This window comes from Kitasatospora phosalacinea (genome assembly GCF_030268885.1).
Lineage (GTDB): Bacteria > Actinomycetota > Actinomycetes > Streptomycetales > Streptomycetaceae > Kitasatospora > Kitasatospora phosalacinea_C.
In genome coordinates, this window is record NZ_BSSA01000005.1 from 276,253 (window position 1) to 294,731 (window position 18,479).

The window sequence follows — 18,479 nt, forward strand, 5'->3', positions numbered from 1 at the left end:
GAGCAACCACGCCGTCGACCGAAAGGCCCCGCCGTGCACCTCCGTCCCCTCGCCGCCGTCGGCCTGCTCGCCCTCGCCGCCGGAGCGGCCGCCCTCACCGCCCCGGCCCCGGCGCCCGCCGACGACCCGGCCCCCGCGCCGTCGCCCAGCACGGCCCCCGCGCCGACCGGCACCGGACAGCCGGCGGAGGGCCCGTCCCCCTCGCCCTCACCCTCGCCCGCGTCCTCGCCCTCCTCCGCGCCGCAGGCACCCCCGACCGCCGTCACGATCACCGGGGCCACCGTCGACCCGAAGGTCCCCAGCCGGGTCCGGGTCGCCCTCGCCTACACCTGCGCGCCCACCGACCAGCCCCGCTCGCTGAACACCTCGGTCGAGCAGCCCGACCCCGAGGACCCCGCCACCATCGCCTTCGGCTCCACCCGCACCTCCCCGGCCCTGGTGGTCTGCGACGGCACCCCGCAGGCCCAGACCGTCACCGTCCAGTCCAAGACCAGCAACTGGCTCACCGGCACCGACTCCGTGGTGGTCACCACCCTCACCGACCTCGGCGCCACCCCGCCCGCCGCCGCCGACGCCCGCCGGATCCCCCTCGACCTGCCCCCCGCCCCCTGACCCCGCGTCAGCCGACCGGCCCCCGCTCCCGGCGCGCCGCCCGCCCGCCGCCGCCGACGCCTCCGAGACTGGACGCCCGACGGAAGGGGACCCCGCCATGGCCAGCCAGCCCACGACAGTCGACGCCCCGGCCCCCGAGGTGCGCCGCTGGCGGGCCCTCGCGGTGTGCCTGGTCGCCGGGTTCATGACCCTGCTCGACGTCTCCATCGTCAACGTCGCCCTGCCGTCGGTGCGCAGCGGACTGCGGATGTCCGAGGCCGGGCTCCAGTGGGTGCTCTCCGGCTACTCGCTGGCCTTCGGACTCGTCCTGGTCCCGGCCGGGCGGCTCGGCGACGCGGTCGGCCGCCGCCCGGTCTTCCTCACCGGCCTCGCCCTGTTCACCGCCACCAGCGCACTGGCCGGCGCCGCCCAGAACGAGGCCTGGCTGGTCGTCGCCCGACTGCTGCAGGGCATGTCCGGCGGGCTGCTCGTCCCGCAGGTCTCCGGCTTCATCCAGCAGCTGTTCCGCGGCGAGGAACGCGCCCGCGCCTTCGGCCTGCTCGGCACCACCATCGGCTTCTCCACCGCCGTCGGCCCGCTGCTCGGCGGCCTGCTGATCGCCGCGTTCGGCACCGCCGAGGGCTGGCGCTGGGTCTTCTACGTCAACCTGCCGATCGGCCTGGTCGCCCTGCCCTTCGCCCGCCGACTGCTGCCCGCGCCCACCCCCGACACCTGCGCCCGCCGCGACTTCGACCCGGTCGGTGTGCTGCTGCTCGGCCTCGGCACCGTCCTGCTGCTGCTCCCGCTGGTCCAGGCCCAGTGGCACGACGTCCGCAAGTGGCTGCTGCTGGCCGGTTCCGCGCTCGTCCTGGTCGCCTTCGCGCGGTGGGAGCGCCACTACGCCCGGCAGCGCGAGCCGCTCGTCCACCCCGAGCTGTTCCGCACCCGCTCCTTCACCGGCGGCGCGCTGGTCTCGCTGCTCTACTTCGCGGGCTTCACCGCGGTCTTCTTCGTCTTCACCCTCTACCTGCAGTCCGGCCGCCACTACAGCGCCCTCCAGGCGGGCCTGGCCATCACCCCCTTCGCCCTCGCCTCCGCGGTCGCCTCCACCGTCGGCGGACGCCTGGTCACCCGTTACGGCCGCCGACTGATCGCCACCGGCCTCACCACCGTCGCCGTCGGCCTCGCCCTCGCCGCCCTCGCCGTCCACCTCTTCGACGGCCCCGAGGTCGGCTGGGCCACCGCCCTCCCGCTCCTGCTGGCCGGCCTCGGCAGCGGCCTGGTGGTCTCCCCGAACCAGGCCCTCACCCTCAACGAGGTCCCCGTCGCCCGGGCGGGCTCCGCCGGTGGCGTCCTGCAGACCGCCCAGCGGATCGGCTCCGCCGCGGGCATCGCCACCGTCGGAGCCACCTTCTTCTCCCACCTGCACACCCCCGCCGACTACCCCGCCGCCTTCCAGCTCAGCCTCGCCGTCGTCCTCGCCTTCGTCCTGCTCGCCCTGCTGGCCGCCACCCGCCACTGAGCCCCGCCAGGAGGACGAGGAGGACCCCGCACGGAGGGCCCCCCGTCAGGGGCCCGGGAACGGCGGGTCCGAGCTGCTGCCGGCCGGAGCCCGCCGGAGGTCCGTGCTGCTCCGGGCCGCCCGAACAGAACCCGAAGCCACCGCACGCACCGGCAGTGCACCGCCAGCAGCCCCGGCCCCGCCGTTCCCCGGGCCCCTGGGCGACCCCTACAGCCCCGCGACCCCTCGCACCGCGACCCGCAGCGCCGCCACCGGATCCCCGACCGGGCTGCTCGCGCGCCAGCCGACGAACCCGTCCGGACGGACCAGCACCGCGCCGCCCTCGCGCAGCCCGTAGACCGCGGGCCAGCCGCCGGGCCCGGCGGGGCGGGGCCCGGCCGCGGGGGCGTCGGGGACGGGCTCGGGGACGAGGTCGCCGCCCTCGCCGACCAGCAGGCACCTGATCGGCACCCCCGTCTCCCCGGCCACCGCCCGGGCCGCCTCCGGCCACCGCCCGCCGCCCGCCGCGGGCGCCAGCAGCACCGGCTCGCGCTCGAACAGGTCCAGGGTGGACAGCCGCTGCCCGTCGCGGTCGCGCAGCCACAGGTGCGGGGCCCGGGTGCCCACCTCGCCGGTCGCGGCGAAGCGCTCCGGCACGACCCCGGCGGTGGCGTCCGCGCCGACCAGCGCGCCCTCGGTGTAGCGGTAGCCGAGCGCGACCGCGAGCACGTTGGTGCGCGGCCCGCCGACCGGCGCCGCGTCGAAGCCGGGGTGCTGGTGCTCCACCGAGCGCGCCGCGGCCCGGGCCGCGGTCTGCACGGCCACCGGCCGCCGCTCCGCCCCGTACGACTCCAGCAGGCGCGGCCCGCCCCAGCCCGCCAGCACCGCGGCGAGCTTCCAGGCCAGGTTGTGCGCGTCCTGGATGCCGGTGTTGGAGCCGAACGCCCCGGTGGGCGGCATCTCGTGGGCGGAGTCGCCGCACAGGAAGACCCGTTCGGCGCAGTACCGGTCGGCCACCCGTTCGGCGGCGTGCCAGGGGGCGCGGCCGGTGATCTCCACGTCGAGGTCGGGGACGCCGGCCGCGGCCCGGATGTGCGCCGTGCAGCGGGCGTCGGTGAAGTCCTCGACCCGTTCGCCGCGCTCGGGGTGCCAGGGCAGGTGGAACACCCACTCCTCGCGGTTGTCGACGGGCAGCAGCGCGCCCGCCCCGGCCGGGTCGGTCAGGTAGCAGGCGATGAACAGCCGGTCGCCGACCACCTCGGCGAGCCGCTTGGCGCGGAAGGTGACCGAGACGTTGTGGAACAGGTCGCCGCGCCCGGACTGCCCGATGCCCAGCCGCTCGCGGACGGGGCTGCGCGGCCCGTCCGCGGCGATCAGGTAGTCGGCCCGGACGGTGCGCTCCTCGCCGGTGGCCCGGTCGCGCAGCAGCGCCGTCACCCCGTCGGCGTCCTGCTCGAAGGAGACCAGCTCGGTGTTGAACCGGATCTCGCCCCGCCGGGCGGCGTGCCGCAGCAGCACCGGTTCGAGGTCGTTCTGGCTGCACAGGCACCACCCGGACGGGCTGAACCTGGCCAGCCCGCCGCCCGGGTCGATCTCCCGGAACAGCCACTCCTGCTCGCCGCCGGAGAGCGTCTCGGCCTGCAGGATGCCGTGGTTGCCGGCCAGCACCGAGGCGGCCGTCCGGATGTCCTCCTCCACCCCGGCGACCCGGAACAGCTCCATGGTGCGGAGGTTGTTGCCGCGGCCGCGCGGGTGCCGGGAGGTCTCGGCGTGCCGCTCCACCAGCAGGTGCGGCACGCCGAGCCGACCCAGGAAGAGGGAGGCCGAGAGCCCCACCAACGATCCGCCCGTGATCAGGACCGGAACCCGGTCCGCCATCTGTGTGTTCATCGACTCTGCTCCATCCGTGCAGGGCGCGGGGCGCGCCGGACCGGACATCCATCCCCCGTCGCTGACGGGCACTCAGGGTGCTTCGCCCGGATGGCCCCGAAGTCTCGCGCGGCCCCCGCCGACGTCTGACGATCGAGGGCGAACCATCGCCCGTCCGCCGGGCGCCCCGGCCTGCACCGGCCGGGGGCCGCCACCGGCGGGGGCCCCTTCGCAGACGAACCGCGAACCGACGACAGGAACCCATCACCATGACCCTGCTCTCCGCCACCGAGGAGACCACCACCGGCGCGGACCGGCCCACCCCGGGCCGACTCCGCGTCATCCTGATGCTGGAGGTCTACGAAGGCGCCCAGGACCGCTTCCTGGACGCCTACGAGCTGCTGCGCTACCAGGTCTCGGCCGTCCCCGGACACGTCAGCGACCAGCTCTGCCAGTCCATCGACGACCCGTCCCGCTGGCTGATCACCAGCGAGTGGGAGAGCGCGGAGCCCTTCCTGGCCTGGGTCGACAGCCCCGCCCACCGCGAGATGGTCAAGCCGATGCACGGCTGCGTCCGCGACAACCGCTCGCTGCGCTACACCGTGCTGCGCGAGACCCGCGGCACCGTCGCCACCGACACCACCGCCCCGCCGCTGCGCCCCGGCGAGCACCACCCCGCCGTCCCCGGCACCCCCCGCCCCGGCCCGGACGGGGTGGTGCGGCACGCGCTCAGCTTCACCGTGAAGCCCGGCACCGAGGCCCGGGCGGCCGAACTGCTGGCCGACTACCGCTCCCCGCAGGCCCGGGTCGACGACACCACCCGCCTGCTGCGCACCTCGCTGTTCATGCGCGGCAACCGGATCGTGCGCTGCGTCGAGGTGGCCGGCGACCTGACCGCCGCGCTGCGGCACGTCGCCCGGCAGCCCGAGGTGCGGGCCGTCGAGGAGGCGATCAACCCGTACCTGGAGGAGGACCGCGACCTGGACGACCCGCTGTCCGCCCGCGACTTCTTCCAGCGCGCCGCCCTGCCCGCCGTCCACCACCACGCCTCCCTGAAGTCCGGCCCGGTGCAGCGGCACGCCTACCTGTACCCCGTCCGCCCCGGCGCCGGCGCGGCCCTCGCCGAGCTGCTGTCCGAGGAGGACGAGCACGCCGCCGCCGACCCCGGCGGCCCGCTGGTGCGCGCCACCGTCCACCGGCGCGATGACCTGGTGGTCCGGCTGGTCGACCTGCTCGGCGACCCCGCCGACGACCCCGCCACCGCCCTCGGCCTGGCCGGACCGCGCGCCGCCGCCGTCCTCGGCAAGCTCACCGAGTCCGCCGAGCGCACCCACGAGGGCCTGCGCCGCCTGCTCGCCGAGTGCGCGATGACCGCCGTCACCGACCGCACCTCGGCCGAGGACTGACCACCCCCCATCCCCAGTACGCCCCGCCACGAGAGGAAGACCACCGTGACCACCGAGATGCCACGCATCGTCCACGTCGACGACGCGCCCCCCAACCGCAAGCGCGGCGGAGACCTGCGGGCCATGCTCACCCCGCCGGCGGTCGGCGCGACCAGCGGATTCATGGGAGTGGCGATCGTCGAACCGGGCGACCGGATCGGCGAGCACTACCACCCCTACTCCGAGGAGTTCGTGTTCGTGATCTCCGGCGAGCTGGAGGTCGACCTGGACGGCGTGCCGCAGCGGCTGCGTCCCGACGAGGGCCTGATGATCCCGATCGGGATGCGGCACCGCTTCCGCAACGTCGGCAGCACCGAGGCCCGGATGGTCTTCCACCTCGGACCGCTCGCCCCGCGCCCCGAACTGGGCCACGTCGACACCGAGGAGACCGCCGCGGAGGCCGGACCGCCGGAACCCGCCGGGGCGGCCTCGTGACGCGCCGGGTCGCGGTGACCGGGATCGGCGTGGTCGCCCCCGGCGGCATCGGCGTCCCCCGGTTCTGGTCACTGCTCACCGAGGGCCGCACCGCCACCCGCGGCATCACCCTGTTCGACCCGGAGGGCTTCCGCTCCCGGATCGCCGCCGAGTGCGACTTCGACCCCGCCGCGCACGGCCTCACCCCCGAACAGACCGCCCGCAACGACCGGTACGTGCAGTTCGCGCTGGTCGCCGCCGCCGAGGCGGTCGCCGACGCCGGGCTCGACCCGGAACGCGAGGACCCCTGGCGGGTCGGCGTCTCGCTCGGCACCGCCGTCGGGGGCACCACCCGGCTGGAACGCGACTACGTGCTGGTCAGCGGCCGCGGCGAACACTGGGACGTCGACCACCGGCCCGCGCAGCCGCACCTGGAGCGGGCGTTCTCCCCCTCCACCCTGGCCTCCGCCGTCGCCGAGCGGATCGGCGCCCACGGCCCGGTGCAGACCGTCTCCACCGGCTGCACCTCCGGCCTGGACGCCGTCGGCTACGCCGCCCTCGCCATCGAGGAGGGCCGCGCCGACGTGATCGTCGCCGGAGCCTGCGACTCGCCGATCTCCCCGATCACCGTCGCCTGCTTCGACGCCATCAAGGCCACCTCGGCCCGCAACGAGGACCCCGAGCACGCCTCCCGTCCCTTCGACGCGGGCCGCGACGGGTTCGTCCTCGGCGAGGGCGGCGCCGTCCTGGTGCTGGAGGAGTGGGAGCACGCCAGGCGGCGCGGCGCCCGGATCTACGCCGAACTCGGCGGCTTCGCCACCTTCGGCAACGCGTACCACATGACCGGCCTCACCCAGGAGGGCCTGGAGATGTCCCGGGCCATCGACCGGGCGCTGGCCCACGCCGAACTCCCCGGCGAGGCGGTCGACTACGTCAACGCGCACGGCTCCGGCACCAAGCAGAACGACCGGCACGAGACCGCCGCGGTCAAGCGCTCCCTCGGCGCGCACGCCCGGCGCACCCCGATGAGCTCCATCAAGTCGATGGTCGGGCACTCGCTCGGCGCGATCGGCGCCATCGAACTCGTCGCCTGCACCCTCGCCCTGCACCACGGCGTCGTGCCGCCCACCGCCAACTACACCGAGCCCGACCCCGAGTGCGACCTCGACTACGTCCCCCGCACCGCCCGCGAACTGCCGCTGCGCCACGTGCTGTCGGTCGGCAGCGGGTTCGGCGGCTTCCAGTCCGCCGTGGTGCTGAGCAAGGTGGAGGCAGCCGCATGAACCGACGCTGCGCCGTGATCACCGGCATCGGCGTGGTCGCGCCCACCGCCATCGGCGCCGACGACTACTGGAAGGCCCTGCGCGAGGGGCGCTCGGCCCTGGGGCCGATCGACCGGGAGGGCTGCGAGCACCTCCCGCTCAGGACCGCCGGCCTGGTGCGCGGCTTCGACGCCGAGCAGTACGTCGAACCCCGCTACCTCGTCCAGACCGACCGGTTCACCCACTTCGCGATGGCCGCCGCCGAACTCGCCATGGCCGACGCCGACCTGGCCGACCACCCCGACGACCCGTACGGCGTCGCCGTGGTCACCGCGGCCGGCTCCGGCGGCGGCGAGTTCGGCCAGCGCGAACTGCAGCACCTGTGGGCCGAGGGGCCGCACCACGTCGGCCCCTACCAGTCGATCGCCTGGTTCTACGCCGCCTCCACCGGCCAGATCTCCATCCGCGGCGGCTTCAAGGGCCCCTGCGGCGTGGTCGCCTCCGACGAGGCCGGCGGCCTCGACGCGCTCGCCCACGCCGCCCGGGCCGTCTCCCGCGGCACCGACGCCGTGCTGGCCGGGGCCGCCGAAGCCCCCGTCGCCCCGTACTCGATGGTCTGCCAGCTCGGCTACCCCGGGCTGTCCACCGCCGAGGACCCCGAACGCGCCTACCGCCCGTTCGGCAGCGACGCGGCCGGGTTCGTGCCCGCCGAGGGCGGCGCGATGTTCGTCGTCGAGGACGAGCACACCGCCCGCCTGCGCGGCGCCCGCCCCCGGGCCGAGATCGCCGGGCACTGCGCGACCTTCACCGGCGCCGCCCGCTGGGCCGAGAGCCGCGAGGGGCTCGCCCACGCGATCCGCGGCGCCCTCGCCGAGGCGCGCTGCGCCCCCGACGACGTCGACGTGGTCTTCGCCGACGCCCTCGGCGTCCCCGAGGCCGACCGGGCCGAGGCCCTCGCCCTCGCCGACGCCCTCGGCGACCACGCCGGACGCGTCCCCGTCACCGCCCCCAAGGCCGGACTCGGCCGCGCCCACTGCGGCGCCCCCGCCCTGGACGTCGCCGCCGCCGTGCTCGCCCTCGAACACGGCCTCGTCCCGCCCACCCCGCACACCGCGGACTGCCCGCACGACCTCGACCTGGTCACCGGCCACCCGCGCGCCGCCGAACTGCGCACCGCCCTGGTGCTCAGCCGCGGCCTGATGGGCTCCAACTCCGCCCTGGTGCTGCGCCGCCCCAACCCCTGAAGGAGCACGACATGGCCTCCGAGATCACCTACGAGGAACTCGCCACCCTGATCAAGACCCGGGCCGGCGTCGCGGTCACCGTCGACGAACTCGCCGACCCCGGCTGCATGTTCCTCGACCTCGGCGTCGACTCGCTCGGCGTCCTCGGCGTCCTCGCCGACGTGGAGAACCGCTACGGCGTCTCCATCGACTCCTCCGACCTGCTCGGCCGCCCCGTCGCCGAGTTCCTGCAGACCGTCAACTCCTCCGTGAAGGCTGGTGCCTGAGATGCCCGGACACACCGACAACACGATCGTCATCAACGCGCCCGTCGACCTGGTCTGGGACGTCACCAACGACCTGGAGAACTGGCCCCAGCTGTTCAGCGAGTACGCCTCCGTCGAGGTCCTCGACCGGCAGGACCAGCTGGTCCGCTTCCGGCTCACCATGCACCCCGACGAGAACGGCCAGGTCTGGAGCTGGGTCTCCGAGCGCGAGGCCGACCGCGACAAGCTCACCGTCCGGGCCCGCCGGGTCGAACCCGGGCCGTTCGAGTTCATGGAGATCCGCTGGGAGTACGAGGAGCACCCGCAGGGCACCAGCATGCGCTGGATCCAGGACTTCGCGATGAAGCCCACCGCCCCCGTCGACGACCAGGGCATGACCGACCGGATCAACCAGAACTCCAAGGTCCAGATGGAGCTGATCCGCGCCAAGGTGGAGCACCGCGCCGGAGCGGCCCGGTGAACGACGTGCACCGCGCCCTGATCGTCGCCCGGATGAAGCCCGGCACCGCCGACCACATCGCCGGCGTCTTCGCCGACTCCGACCGCGGCGCCCTGCCCGGCCTGATCGGCGTCACCGGCCGCAGCCTGTTCCAGTTCGGCGACGTCTACCTGCACCTCATCGAGTCCGAGCGCCCCGCCGGACCGGAGGTCGCCCGGTACGCCCAGCACCCCGACTTCCGCGACGTCAGCGAACGCCTCTCGGTCTACGTCGACGCCTACGACCCGGCGACCTGGCGCAGCCCCAAGGACGCCATGGCGCACGAGTTCTACCGCTGGGACCGCTGACCGAACCGACGGACCGGGTGTGCTGCGCAGGCTGCAGCACCCCGGTCCTCGGCCGTTCCGCACCCTCGTCGGCTCCCGCCGTAACGGGACGCGACGCGAAGGGGCCGCCCGGAGGTCCTCAGGCTCCGGGCGGCCCCTGCGCGTCGGGTCCGGTTACGGCACCGTGCAGGAGAAGGCGTGCAGGTACGGGTTGACCGGGGCGACCGCGTCCAGCCGCAGGCCGGACTCCGCGATCAGCGCGGTCAGGCTGCCCTGGGTGTGCTTGGCGCCGCCCACGTTCAACAGCAGCAGCAGGTCCATCGCGGTGGTGAACCGCATCGAGGGGGAGTCGTCTACCAGGTTCTCCACGATCACCACCCGGGCGCCCGGACGCGCCACCTGGCGCAGGTTGCGCAGCGTCCGGCGGGTGGAGTCGTCGTCCCACTCCAGGATGTTCTTCACCAGGTACAGGTCCGCCTGCACCGGCACCGCGGTGCGGCAGTCACCCGGCACCAGCCGGGCCCGGTCGGCCAGCGAACCGCCCGGCAGCAGCCGCGGGTCCGCGTGCTCCACCACCTTCGGCAGGTCCAGCAGGGTGCCGTGCAGCCCCGGGTGGCGCTCCAGCAGCTCGGCCACCACCTGGCCCTGGCCGCCGCCGATGTCGGCCACCGAGGCGACGCCCGACAGGTCCAGGAAGTCCGCCAGGTCCTGCGCCGACTGGCGGCTGGACTGGGTCATCGCCCGGTTGAACAGCGCCGCGGACTCCGGCGCGTCGTCGTGCAGGTACTGGAAGAACTCCTTGCCGAAGGCGTCGCCGAACACGCTGCGCCCGGTGCGCACCGCGTCGTCCAGCCGGGACCAGGACTGCCACGTCCACGGCTCGGTGCACCACAGCGCGATGTCGCGCAGGCTGCCCGGCTCGTCGCTGCGCAGCAGGCGCGACAGCGGGGTGTGCCGGTAGCGGCCGTCCGGCTCCTCGGCGAACACCTCGTAGCAGGCCAGCGCACGCAGCAGGCGCCGCAGCGGCCCCGGCTCCACGTCCAGCCGCTCGGCCAACTGCTCGGCCGTGGCGGGCTCGTCCCGCAGCGCGTCCGGCAGCCCCAGGCTGGCGGCGGCGCGGACGGCGCCCGCGCAGGCGGCGCCGAACACCAGCTCGCGCAGCAGCATCGCGGGCGGGACGGCGGGGACGGTCGGGTCGGGTCGGACGGCGGTGCTGGTCGGTGCGGAGGTCATGGGCGTGCCCTTTCGTCGGAGGAGGAGAAGGAGGGGAGCGGAGGGACGTCAGCAGTGGCCGCTCGGCTCGGAGGCGCGGCAGGCGTTGCCGGTGAACGCGTTGCCGGTGCCGCGCGGATCCCGGTCGGCGAGGTCGGCGGGCAGGTTGTCGCGCAGCGCGTTGCCGGTGACGGTGGCCCGCGCGTTGGGCGCGCCGACCACGCTCGGGTACAGCACGACGCCGCCGGACATCGGCGACGTCCCGGAGTGGTCGCTGACCTGGTTGCCGGAGACGGTGACGTCCTCGGTGCCGGTCAGCAGGATGCCGGTGCCCTGGACGGAGTCCAGCCGCGGAATGGGCGGGCAGTACCGGTTGTTGGCCCGCACCACGTTGTCCCGGACGGTCAGCGCCCCGGCCCGCGGCACCCCGTCGTCGCCGACCACGAACACGCCGCCGCAGTTCCCGTACGCCAGGTTGGCCTCCACCGTCAGGCCGCGGACCCGGCGCAGCTGCAGCCCGATCCGGTTGCCGGACAGCCGGTTCTCGGACACCTCGGTGCCCCGGGTCTCCAGCGCACCGCCCTTGCGGTCGTACCAGTTGGCGACGAAGATCCCCGCCTGGCCGTTGTCCCGGGCCTCGTTGTCGGTCAGCACCGTACGGGTCGACATCTCGACGCTGATGCCCTGCATGCCGTTGTCGTGCACGGCGACCCGGCGCACCGTCAGCCGGTCGGTGACGGCCGCGCCGATCCCGTTGCGGGGGAAGCCCGCCACCGTCAGCGACTCCACCACCGCCCCCGACAGCGTCCGCACCGGCACCCCCCGGTCGTCCGAACTTCCGGTCACGCACACGCCGTTGCCGGCCCGCGCGCAGGCGCTCCGGTCGGCCGGGTCGGGCACCAGGACGGTGGCGGCGCCCCGGCCGCGCAGGGTCACGCCGTCGGTGGTGAGCGTCACGCTGCCCGGGTAGCGGCCCGCGGCGAGCTCCACCACGTCCCCCGGGGCGGCCGCGTCCAGGGCGGCCTGCACGGACGCGCCCGGCGCGACCCGGTACACGGTCGGACCGGTGGGGGCGGCGGCCGCCGGGGCGGCGGTCAGCGCGAGGGGCACCGAGACGGTGCAGGACAGCAGGACGACGGCGGCCCGGACCAGCGGGCGCGTCGGAGCGAGGAGAGCAGTCATCGAAGAGCAGCCGGCTTCCGGAAGTCGCGGTCGCGGACGGCATGCGGCACGCCCGCCGCCTCGAAGCTAAGGTCGCGCCCGGGCCCCGGCCAGCCGGGTCGTGCGCACGGGTTGCCCGCACCCGCCGACCGGGTGGCGACGCGCCGGAACGGGGGGCAGGTACCACCCGTACACCCGATCGGGGGGCTGTGCGGCCGGGCACCGGGCCCCCGTCCGCGAGCCGAACCACTATGGACCCATGGACATGCAGAGTGGACGAACCGCCGAACAGACCGAACTCCGGACCACCGGACTGCACCTCACCGCCACCGGCCGCACCGACCTCGCGGACGTGTTCGCCGATGTCGCTGCCGATGTCGCCGCTGCCGATGCCGCTGCTGACGCCGTGGTGGGAGCGGAGGGGGCGGCGGCCGCGGGGGAGTGGCCGCAGGACGCGGGGGAACGGCCGCAGGAGGCGGACGACCCGGCCTGGGACTACGAGGACGTCATCCTCCGGTCCGTCAACTGAACGCCCGCCCCGCGGCGGAAGGACCGCGACACGGAGGCGCCCGCACGCTCGGTACCTGCTGAGCGGGCGGGCGCCTCGGCGCGGAACGGGTCAGTAGCGGTAGGCCCGCACCACCACCGGGATCAGGTTCTGGTCCCGCACCTTGCTGAACACCACCGGGTTGGCGGTCGCGCCCGCTGCCAGGTTCTCCACGCCGACCGCCTGACTGTCCACGCTCTTGCCGCTGTGATCAGTGAAGTCGACCTGGACCGCGTAGGAGCGGGTGTCCAGCGTGCTGTTGGTGATCGTGACGATCGCCGCGTTCAGGTCGCCCGCGGTCGCGTTCGGCACCCCGGTCAGCGTCACGTCCGACGAGGCGTTGCCCGAATCCGGGACGTTCGCCAGCACCTCCGCGGCCCGCGCCCGGGCGGCCCCCAGCTGGGCGTTCACCGAAGCCTCGAAGGAGGCGGCGCGCTCCGAGGCCGACGCCTGCGCCGCCGACACCGAGGCCAGCGCCGACTCGTGCGCGGACGCGAAGGCGGACGGGGGCTCCCCGGAGAAGCTCGCCGTCTCCGGCGGCCCGACCGTGAACGTCGACATCGCCGCCTGCACCGGGTTCTCGCCCGAGCTGCCGCCGCAGGCCGCGACCACCGTGATCCCGGCGACCGCACCGGCCACCGCCAGCGACACCCGCAGGCCGCGCCGCTCCGGGCGCCGCTCCGGGCGCCGCGGCGGCCCCACCGGACCCTGCCGGACCAGCCCCCGGCCCGAACCGTTCCGCTCCGCGTCTCGCATCGCGATGCACCCTTTCGCTCAGAACCGCGCCGGGCCCGTGCACGCCGCGGTCGTTCCGGCGGGCCCCACGGCCCGCCCCCGGACATGCGGCACCGGACGTCCGCCTCCGTCCTACGCCCCCATCGTCGGAGCCCCGCGCCACCCGGGGCCAGCGGCGCTGCGCCATTGGGGGAGCCGGACGGGCCGTCAGATCGGCGGCGCGGACGGCCAGATCCGGACGGCCAGATCCGGACGGCGGGGGGCGGGCCGCCGGGGTGACCGCCGCAGAGGGGGCCGGTGGCGGGACGACGGGAGGGGGACGGCGCGGGGGAGCGGTGCCCGGGCGGGGCGCGGTGCCCGGGCGGGGCGCGGAGCGCCCGGTCCGAGGGGCGGACCCGGCAGGGCACCGACCGGTCGGTGGCGTACCGGGCGGGGGATCAGTGGCGGGCGTGCTCCTTGGCCGGTGTCGCGGCAGTGGCGGTGGCAGGGGCGGGCGTGGTGGCGGTCGGGGCGGGCCGGTGGCGCAGCAGGTGGTGGGCCAGGGCGGCGGCCGCCAGCAGCAGGACCGCCGAGACCCAGGCCGCGACCGTGACGCCGTGCACGAAGGCGTCGTTCGCAGCGGCGAGCAACTCCCCGGCCGGGCCCGCCGGGAGGGCGGCCGCGGACTCCCGGGCGCCGCCCAGCGACTGGGCCGCCTGCTCCGCGAGCGCCGGGTCGACACCCGCCGGGACGGACAGCGACCCCGTGTACAGGGCCGTCACGATCGAGCCGACCAGGGCGATGCCCAGCGCCGCGCCCAACTCGTACGCCGTCTCCGACACCGCCGAGGCGGCACCCGCCTTGGTGGCCGGGGCGGCCCCCAGCACCAGGTCCGAGGAGAGCGTGTACACCACGCCCTCGGCGGTGCCCAGCGCCAGGAAGGACGAGCCGAGCAGCAGGTAGGCGCTGTCCACCCGGACGAAACCCAGCACGCCGATGCCCAGGCCCATCACGAACAGGCTCGCCGTCAGCACCCGGCGGGCCCCCGCGCGCCGCACCAGCCGGGCCGTGAGCAGACCGCCCGCCACCGAGCCGACGAAGGCCGGCATCTCGGCGAAGCCCGCGTGCAGCGGGGAGTAGCCGCGGACCAGCTGCAGGTACTGCGACATGAAGAAGATCACGCCGGACAGGCCGATCAGACAAATCAGCGAGGACACCACCGCCGCGGTGAACCGCGCGTCCCGGAACAGCCGGACGTCCAGCAGCGGCGTCTCCAGGCGCAGCTGGCGCCGCACGAACACCGCCAGCGCGGCCGCGCCCAGCGCGAACACCAGCGGGGTCGTCCACCGCTCCAGACCGTGCACGGCGAACTCCTTGATGCCGTACACCACGCCGATCACGCCGGCCATCGACAGCAGCACGCTCAGCACGTCCCACCGGCCCGGGCGCGGATCGCGGGACTCCGGCAGCAGCCAGGCCCCGAGCACCAGCAGCAGCACCATCACCGGCAGGTTCAGCAGGAACACCGATCCCCACCAGAAGTGCTCCAGCAGCACGCCGCCCACCAGCGGACCCAGCGCCGCACCGGCCGCCGCGCCCGCGCCCCAGACGCCGATCGCGGTGGCCCGCTCCTTCGCGTCCGGGAACAGCGTGCGGATCAGCGACAGCGTGGACGGCATGATCGTCGCGCCCGCCACGCCCAGCAGCGCCCGGGCCACGACCAGCCACCCCGGGCCCGGCGCGTACGCCGCCAGCAGCGAGGCCGCGCCGAACGCGGCCGAACCCGCCAGCAGCACCCGCTTGCGGCCCAGCCGGTCGCTGAGCGCGCCCATCGACACCAGCAGGCCGGCCAGCACGAAGGAGTAGACGTCGCCGATCCAGAGCAACTGGGTGCCGGACGGGCGGAGGGTCTCGGTGATCGAGGGGATGGCGAGGGAGAGCACCGTCGCGTCCACCGCCACCAGGGTGACGGCGAGCACGAGGACGCCGAGACCGGCCCAGCGGTGAACGGACCGGACGACGACGGGGGTGGAACTCATGGGGTATCAGATCTCCGTAGAGCACCGCCGAGGAACAGCTCGGCGAGCGAGAACGCGCTTTCGCGGGGTGCGAGTCGGCCCTCCTGCACGGCACAGCCGATGCCGGCCACCAGGTCGAAGAACGCCTCGCTCAGCCAGGCGGCCGAGAGCTCGATCCGGAACACCCCCTCCTGCTGCCCGCGCAGGAACAGCGCGCGGACCCGGGCGTCCTGGAGCTCCCAGAGGTCGTTGATCTCCTCGTGGTCGTACAGCTGGTTCTCCCCGGCGAGGAAGGCGCACAGCGCGGCATCCGGCACCACCGCGTCCACCAGCCGGCGCAGCGCGGCCTCGGCGTTGCCCTCCTCCACCCGCGCGGTGTCGAGCGCGGCGGAGAAGCGGCGCAGGCCGAGGGCGCCCACCTCCAGGATCAGCGCCTCACGGCCCGGGAAGATCCGGTGCAGCGTGGCGCGGCTGATGCCGGCGGCGCGGGCGATCTCGTCGAGATGAGCCGTGGGGCGCCGGGACAGGATGCCCACGGCTGCCTCCAGGACGGAGTCGCGGTCGGTTGCCATGAGACCAGGGTAGCGCAGCTGAGACATTCATGTCTCAAAATTTCGGTGCACGTCTCAGCTGGTGGGGTGGTCGGGGTGGGTGTTCCCGGACGGCGCGGGGTGGCTGCGGAGTGGCTCCGGGCATGCCGAAGGACCCCGCGCGGGGCGCGGGGTCCTTGGTCGTGCGGGGGTGGGACGGTGGGCGGGACGTCAGCTCTGGTTGTAGAAGCCCGAGTCGTCGAGCGGGCGGTCGATGACCGTCACCTCGACGTCGGCCGGGGTGAGCAGGAACACCCGGCGGGCGATCCGCTCGATGCCGCCGCGGGTGCCGAAGATCAGGCCGGAGGCGAAGTCGACCATCCGCTTGGCCTCGGCGTCGTCCATCTCGGTGAGGTCCATGACCACCGGGACGGAGGCGCGGATGTGCTCGCCGACGGTGCGGGCGGCCTCGAAGCCGGTCGGACGGAGCGAGACGATCTTGGAGGGGCCGGTCTGGACGCTCGGCAGCGTCTCCTCGCCCTCCCAGGGTTCCTCGTACATCGCGGCCGGGTAGTTGCCGGAAGGCATCAGCCACCCGTTGTGGTGCTCGTCGCGAAGTGCTCCCATTAGCCGCGCCTCCCTGTCTCGTTCCGTACTCGTCCCCCGGGGGACGACGGGTCGTTTTGACACGTCATCCACTTGTTGGAACTGTCCGAGTATCGCACTGATCACCGCAGATGTGCCCGCTTGCACCCACCGGACGGGTTGTGGCGCGGGAGAACAACCGTGGTTGTCCGGATACCCGCAATGACGTGACCGCCCGGCGAACGGTTGCGTGCGACGACCCTATCGGTGGTACCCGGAAGCTAGTTGACTCACTGTCAACAATCATGTAACGGCTGCGTCCCGGGGTGGCGGGTCGCGGCCGCGGGGCGCGCGGCAAGGGGCGGGCGCGCCGGGATCCGGGGGCTGCGGGGTCGGGCGCGCCGGGGTTCGGGGTCTGTGGGGTCGGGCCGTCCGGGTTCGGGGCGCCCGGGTCACTCGCCGGTGGAGCCGTCGATCCGTTCCCGGAGCAGGTCGGCGTGCCCGTTGTGGCGGGCGTACTCCTCGATCATGTGCACCAGGATCCAACGGAGCGTCACCTCGTTGTCGTGCCAGCGGTTCGCGCCGACCGTGTCCAGCGACACGCCCCGGACGGCGGAGCGGGCGAACGCCACCTCCTCCTGCCAGACCGCCGTGTCGACGGCCGGGTCGGCCCCGTCCACCAGGTCGAAGTCGCCGTCCGGGAACTCCTCCGTCCAGTAGCGGCCGGACGGGTCCAGGGTCTGGCCGGACAGCACCTGGCGGAACCAGTGGCGCTCCACCTCCGCCATGTGCCGCACCAGCCCGAGCAGGGAGAGCGAGGACGGCGGACAGGCCCGCTCCCGGAGTTGCTCGACGCTCAGGCCCTCGCACTTGAGGGCGAGCGTGGCGCGGTGGAAGTCCAGCCAGGCGCCGAGCATGGTCGCCTCGTCGGCGGCGAAGGGCGGGCTGGTGCGGGCGGTGGCCGGGCTCGTGTTCGTCATGCGGACATGGTGGGGCAGGTCGGTCGTGGCGGGCGAGCCGTTTTCCGGCCCGCCGGACCGCCGGCCCGCCCGCTCGGTGGCCGGGGCCGGGCGGACCGGCGCAGGGGGTTCGGGCGCGGCCCTCGGCGTGGTAGGAAGAGCGGATCATCGGCTGGTGTGGCGGGGGAACGGGCGGGTGCGGTCGTGCGCAAGGTGATGACGGGGACCCAGTTGCTGCTGCGGCTGCTGCTGGAACTGGCCTCGCTGGTGGCCCTGGCGGTCGGCGGGTACGGGGCGTGGCCGGACGGCCCGGTCGTGCTGCGGGTGCTGATCGCCCTGGTGCTGGTCGCGCTCGCGGTCGTGCTCTGGGGCCGCTACGCGGCACCCCGGCGGCCGGTCCGGAACTCGGCGGCGCTCTGGTACGGGGTCCAACTGCTGATCTGGGGAGGCTCGGTCGCCCTGCTGGCGTTCGGCGGACACCCCGGGTGGGCGCTCGGGCTCGGCGCCGTGATGGTCGCCAACACGGCGGTGCTGTGGTCGCTCGGTGAGTGGTCGCCCGCCGTGGAACGCTAGCGGCGGGCGTCAGCCGGAGCGGCCCGGGCGGGCGCGCCACAGCGAGACGGCGCTGAACACGCACATCGCGGCGATCACCGCGGCGGAGACCAGGAAGGCCGGCGAGGTGGGCGAACTCGCGCTCGCCCCCGCGACCACGTACGCGGTGGTGGTCGGCACCACGCCGAGGACGGTGCCCGCCAGGTACGGCCAGAACCGCACGCCCGAGAACGCGCACGCCAGGTTGCCGGCCTGGAACGGCGCGCCCGGGAACAGCCGCACCAGCAGCACGCTGCGGAAGCCCTGTTCGGACAGCCGCCGGTCGATCTCCGTCAGCACCTTGCCGCGCACCAGCGGCCGCAGCGCCTCGCGCCCCAGCCAGCGCCCGAGCGCGAACGCCGCCGCCGCGCCGACCGCCGTTCCGGCGACCGCCAGCGGGACGCCCCACAGCGAACCGAAGAGCGCCCCCATGCCCGCGTTCAGCGCCGGACGGGGTAGGAAGGCCACCGAACCGAAGGCGTACACCGAGAGCGCGACCGGTATCCGCCACGGACCCGAGGCGGCCGACAGGACGGCGGACGGGTCCCACAGCAGCAGCGAGGCCGCGGCCGCGGCGAGCAGCACGAGCAGCGCGCCGAGGCGCAGCAGCGCCCCGCGGTGCGGGCGGTGCAGGGGTGGGGCCGAGGCAGGGGCCCGGGTCGGCCCCACGGCGGGCTCGGTGGCGCTGGAGGCATCGGTGGCATCGGCGGCCTCAGTGGCATCGATGCCATCGGCGGCATCGATGCCGGCGGAGGCGGAGGCGGACGCGCCTATCGGCTGTGGGGCAGACACCCGGGGAGCTTAA

Annotated in this window: 20 protein-coding genes; 11 read left to right on the plus strand and 9 right to left on the minus strand. The window is 74.9% G+C overall.

What is annotated here, in order from left to right; genetic code table 11:
• The first annotated feature begins 33 nt into the window (after positions 1-33).
• Positions 34-612, plus strand: a complete 579-nt coding sequence (locus QSK52_RS10550) for a hypothetical protein (RefSeq protein WP_285735688.1) — start codon at positions 34-36, stop codon at positions 610-612.
• A 97-nt stretch (positions 613-709) separates the two neighbouring features.
• The gene (locus QSK52_RS10555; protein WP_285735689.1) at positions 710-2,113 is read left to right on the plus strand and encodes an MFS transporter; all 1,404 of its coding nucleotides are present in this window, start codon (positions 710-712) and stop codon (positions 2,111-2,113) included.
• 207 nt (positions 2,114-2,320) lie between these two features.
• On the opposite strand, the gene QSK52_RS10560 is transcribed toward QSK52_RS10555, so the two are convergent.
• The gene (locus QSK52_RS10560; protein ID WP_285735690.1) at positions 2,321-3,982 is read right to left on the minus strand and encodes an FAD-dependent oxidoreductase; all 1,662 of its coding nucleotides are present in this window, start codon (positions 3,980-3,982) and stop codon (positions 2,321-2,323) included.
• A 248-nt stretch (positions 3,983-4,230) separates the two neighbouring features.
• On the opposite strand from QSK52_RS10560, the gene QSK52_RS10565 reads away from it, so the two are divergent.
• From QSK52_RS10565 to QSK52_RS10595, 7 genes are read left to right on the plus strand one after another with little or no spacing between them, the layout of a single operon-like run.
• A complete protein-coding gene (locus tag QSK52_RS10565) occupies positions 4,231-5,367 on the plus strand; it encodes a SchA/CurD-like domain-containing protein (RefSeq protein ID WP_285735691.1) in 1,137 nt (378 codons plus the stop codon).
• 45 nt (positions 5,368-5,412) lie between these two features.
• Positions 5,413-5,841 (plus strand): cupin domain-containing protein, encoded by a 429-nt coding sequence (locus QSK52_RS10570; protein WP_285735692.1) that lies wholly within the window; start codon positions 5,413-5,415, stop codon positions 5,839-5,841.
• Entirely contained in the window at positions 5,838-7,103 is a 1,266-nt protein-coding gene (locus tag QSK52_RS10575) for a beta-ketoacyl-[acyl-carrier-protein] synthase family protein (RefSeq protein ID WP_285735693.1), read from the plus strand. The genes QSK52_RS10570 and QSK52_RS10575 overlap by 4 nt, the downstream gene beginning before the upstream one ends.
• A complete protein-coding gene (locus QSK52_RS10580) occupies positions 7,100-8,326 on the plus strand; it encodes a beta-ketoacyl synthase N-terminal-like domain-containing protein (protein ID WP_285735694.1) in 1,227 nt (408 codons plus the stop codon). Before QSK52_RS10575 ends, QSK52_RS10580 begins: the two co-directional genes overlap by 4 nt.
• A gap of 11 nt (positions 8,327-8,337) precedes the next feature.
• On the plus strand, positions 8,338-8,592 hold the full coding sequence (locus QSK52_RS10585; RefSeq protein WP_285735695.1) for an acyl carrier protein: 255 nt from the start codon (positions 8,338-8,340) through the stop codon (positions 8,590-8,592).
• Between the two features lies 1 nt (position 8,593).
• Entirely contained in the window at positions 8,594-9,052 is a 459-nt protein-coding gene (locus QSK52_RS10590; RefSeq protein ID WP_285735696.1) for an SRPBCC family protein, read from the plus strand.
• 5 nt (positions 9,053-9,057) lie between these two features.
• Positions 9,058-9,378: a TcmI family type II polyketide cyclase gene (locus tag QSK52_RS10595; RefSeq protein WP_285735751.1), complete on the plus strand. Its 321-nt coding sequence runs from the start codon at positions 9,058-9,060 to the stop codon at positions 9,376-9,378.
• 153 nt (positions 9,379-9,531) lie between these two features.
• Here QSK52_RS10595 and QSK52_RS10600 read toward each other — a convergent pair whose 3' ends face one another.
• The gene (locus QSK52_RS10600) at positions 9,532-10,590 is read right to left on the minus strand and encodes a methyltransferase (RefSeq protein ID WP_285735697.1); all 1,059 of its coding nucleotides are present in this window, start codon (positions 10,588-10,590) and stop codon (positions 9,532-9,534) included.
• Between the two features lie 48 nt (positions 10,591-10,638).
• Entirely contained in the window at positions 10,639-11,751 is a 1,113-nt protein-coding gene (locus QSK52_RS10605) for a right-handed parallel beta-helix repeat-containing protein (protein ID WP_285735698.1), read from the minus strand.
• 238 nt (positions 11,752-11,989) lie between these two features.
• Here QSK52_RS10605 and QSK52_RS10610 point away from each other — a divergent pair, with 238 nt between their 5' ends.
• Entirely contained in the window at positions 11,990-12,259 is a 270-nt protein-coding gene (locus QSK52_RS10610) for a hypothetical protein (protein WP_285735699.1), read from the plus strand.
• 90 nt (positions 12,260-12,349) lie between these two features.
• Here QSK52_RS10610 and QSK52_RS10615 read toward each other — a convergent pair whose 3' ends face one another.
• The 5 genes from QSK52_RS10615 to QSK52_RS10635 form a co-directional block, all read right to left on the minus strand.
• Positions 12,350-13,033: a hypothetical protein gene (locus tag QSK52_RS10615; protein WP_285735700.1), complete on the minus strand. Its 684-nt coding sequence runs from the start codon at positions 13,031-13,033 to the stop codon at positions 12,350-12,352.
• A gap of 416 nt (positions 13,034-13,449) precedes the next feature.
• Positions 13,450-15,030, minus strand: coding sequence for an MFS transporter (locus QSK52_RS10620; protein ID WP_285735701.1), 1,581 nt, complete (start codon positions 15,028-15,030; stop codon positions 13,450-13,452).
• Positions 15,027-15,581 carry a TetR/AcrR family transcriptional regulator gene (locus QSK52_RS10625; RefSeq protein WP_285735702.1) on the minus strand — a complete coding sequence of 185 codons (555 nt, stop codon included), beginning with the start codon at positions 15,579-15,581 and terminating at the stop codon, positions 15,027-15,029. Before QSK52_RS10625 ends, QSK52_RS10620 begins: the two co-directional genes overlap by 4 nt.
• A gap of 189 nt (positions 15,582-15,770) precedes the next feature.
• Positions 15,771-16,166: a cell division protein SepF gene (locus QSK52_RS10630; RefSeq protein ID WP_285735703.1), complete on the minus strand. Its 396-nt coding sequence runs from the start codon at positions 16,164-16,166 to the stop codon at positions 15,771-15,773.
• A gap of 410 nt (positions 16,167-16,576) precedes the next feature.
• Positions 16,577-17,104 (minus strand): DinB family protein, encoded by a 528-nt coding sequence (locus tag QSK52_RS10635; protein ID WP_285735704.1) that lies wholly within the window; start codon positions 17,102-17,104, stop codon positions 16,577-16,579.
• Positions 17,105-17,299: 195 nt separating this feature from the next.
• Between QSK52_RS10635 and QSK52_RS10640 the strand changes: the two genes are divergently transcribed.
• Complete coding sequence (locus QSK52_RS10640; protein ID WP_285735705.1) at positions 17,300-17,656, plus strand: YrdB family protein; 357 nt, start codon at positions 17,300-17,302, stop codon at positions 17,654-17,656.
• 9 nt (positions 17,657-17,665) lie between these two features.
• On the opposite strand, the gene QSK52_RS10645 is transcribed toward QSK52_RS10640, so the two are convergent.
• Positions 17,666-18,466, minus strand: a complete 801-nt coding sequence (locus QSK52_RS10645) for a TVP38/TMEM64 family protein (protein ID WP_285735706.1) — start codon at positions 18,464-18,466, stop codon at positions 17,666-17,668.
• Positions 18,467-18,479: the final 13 nt, after the last annotated feature.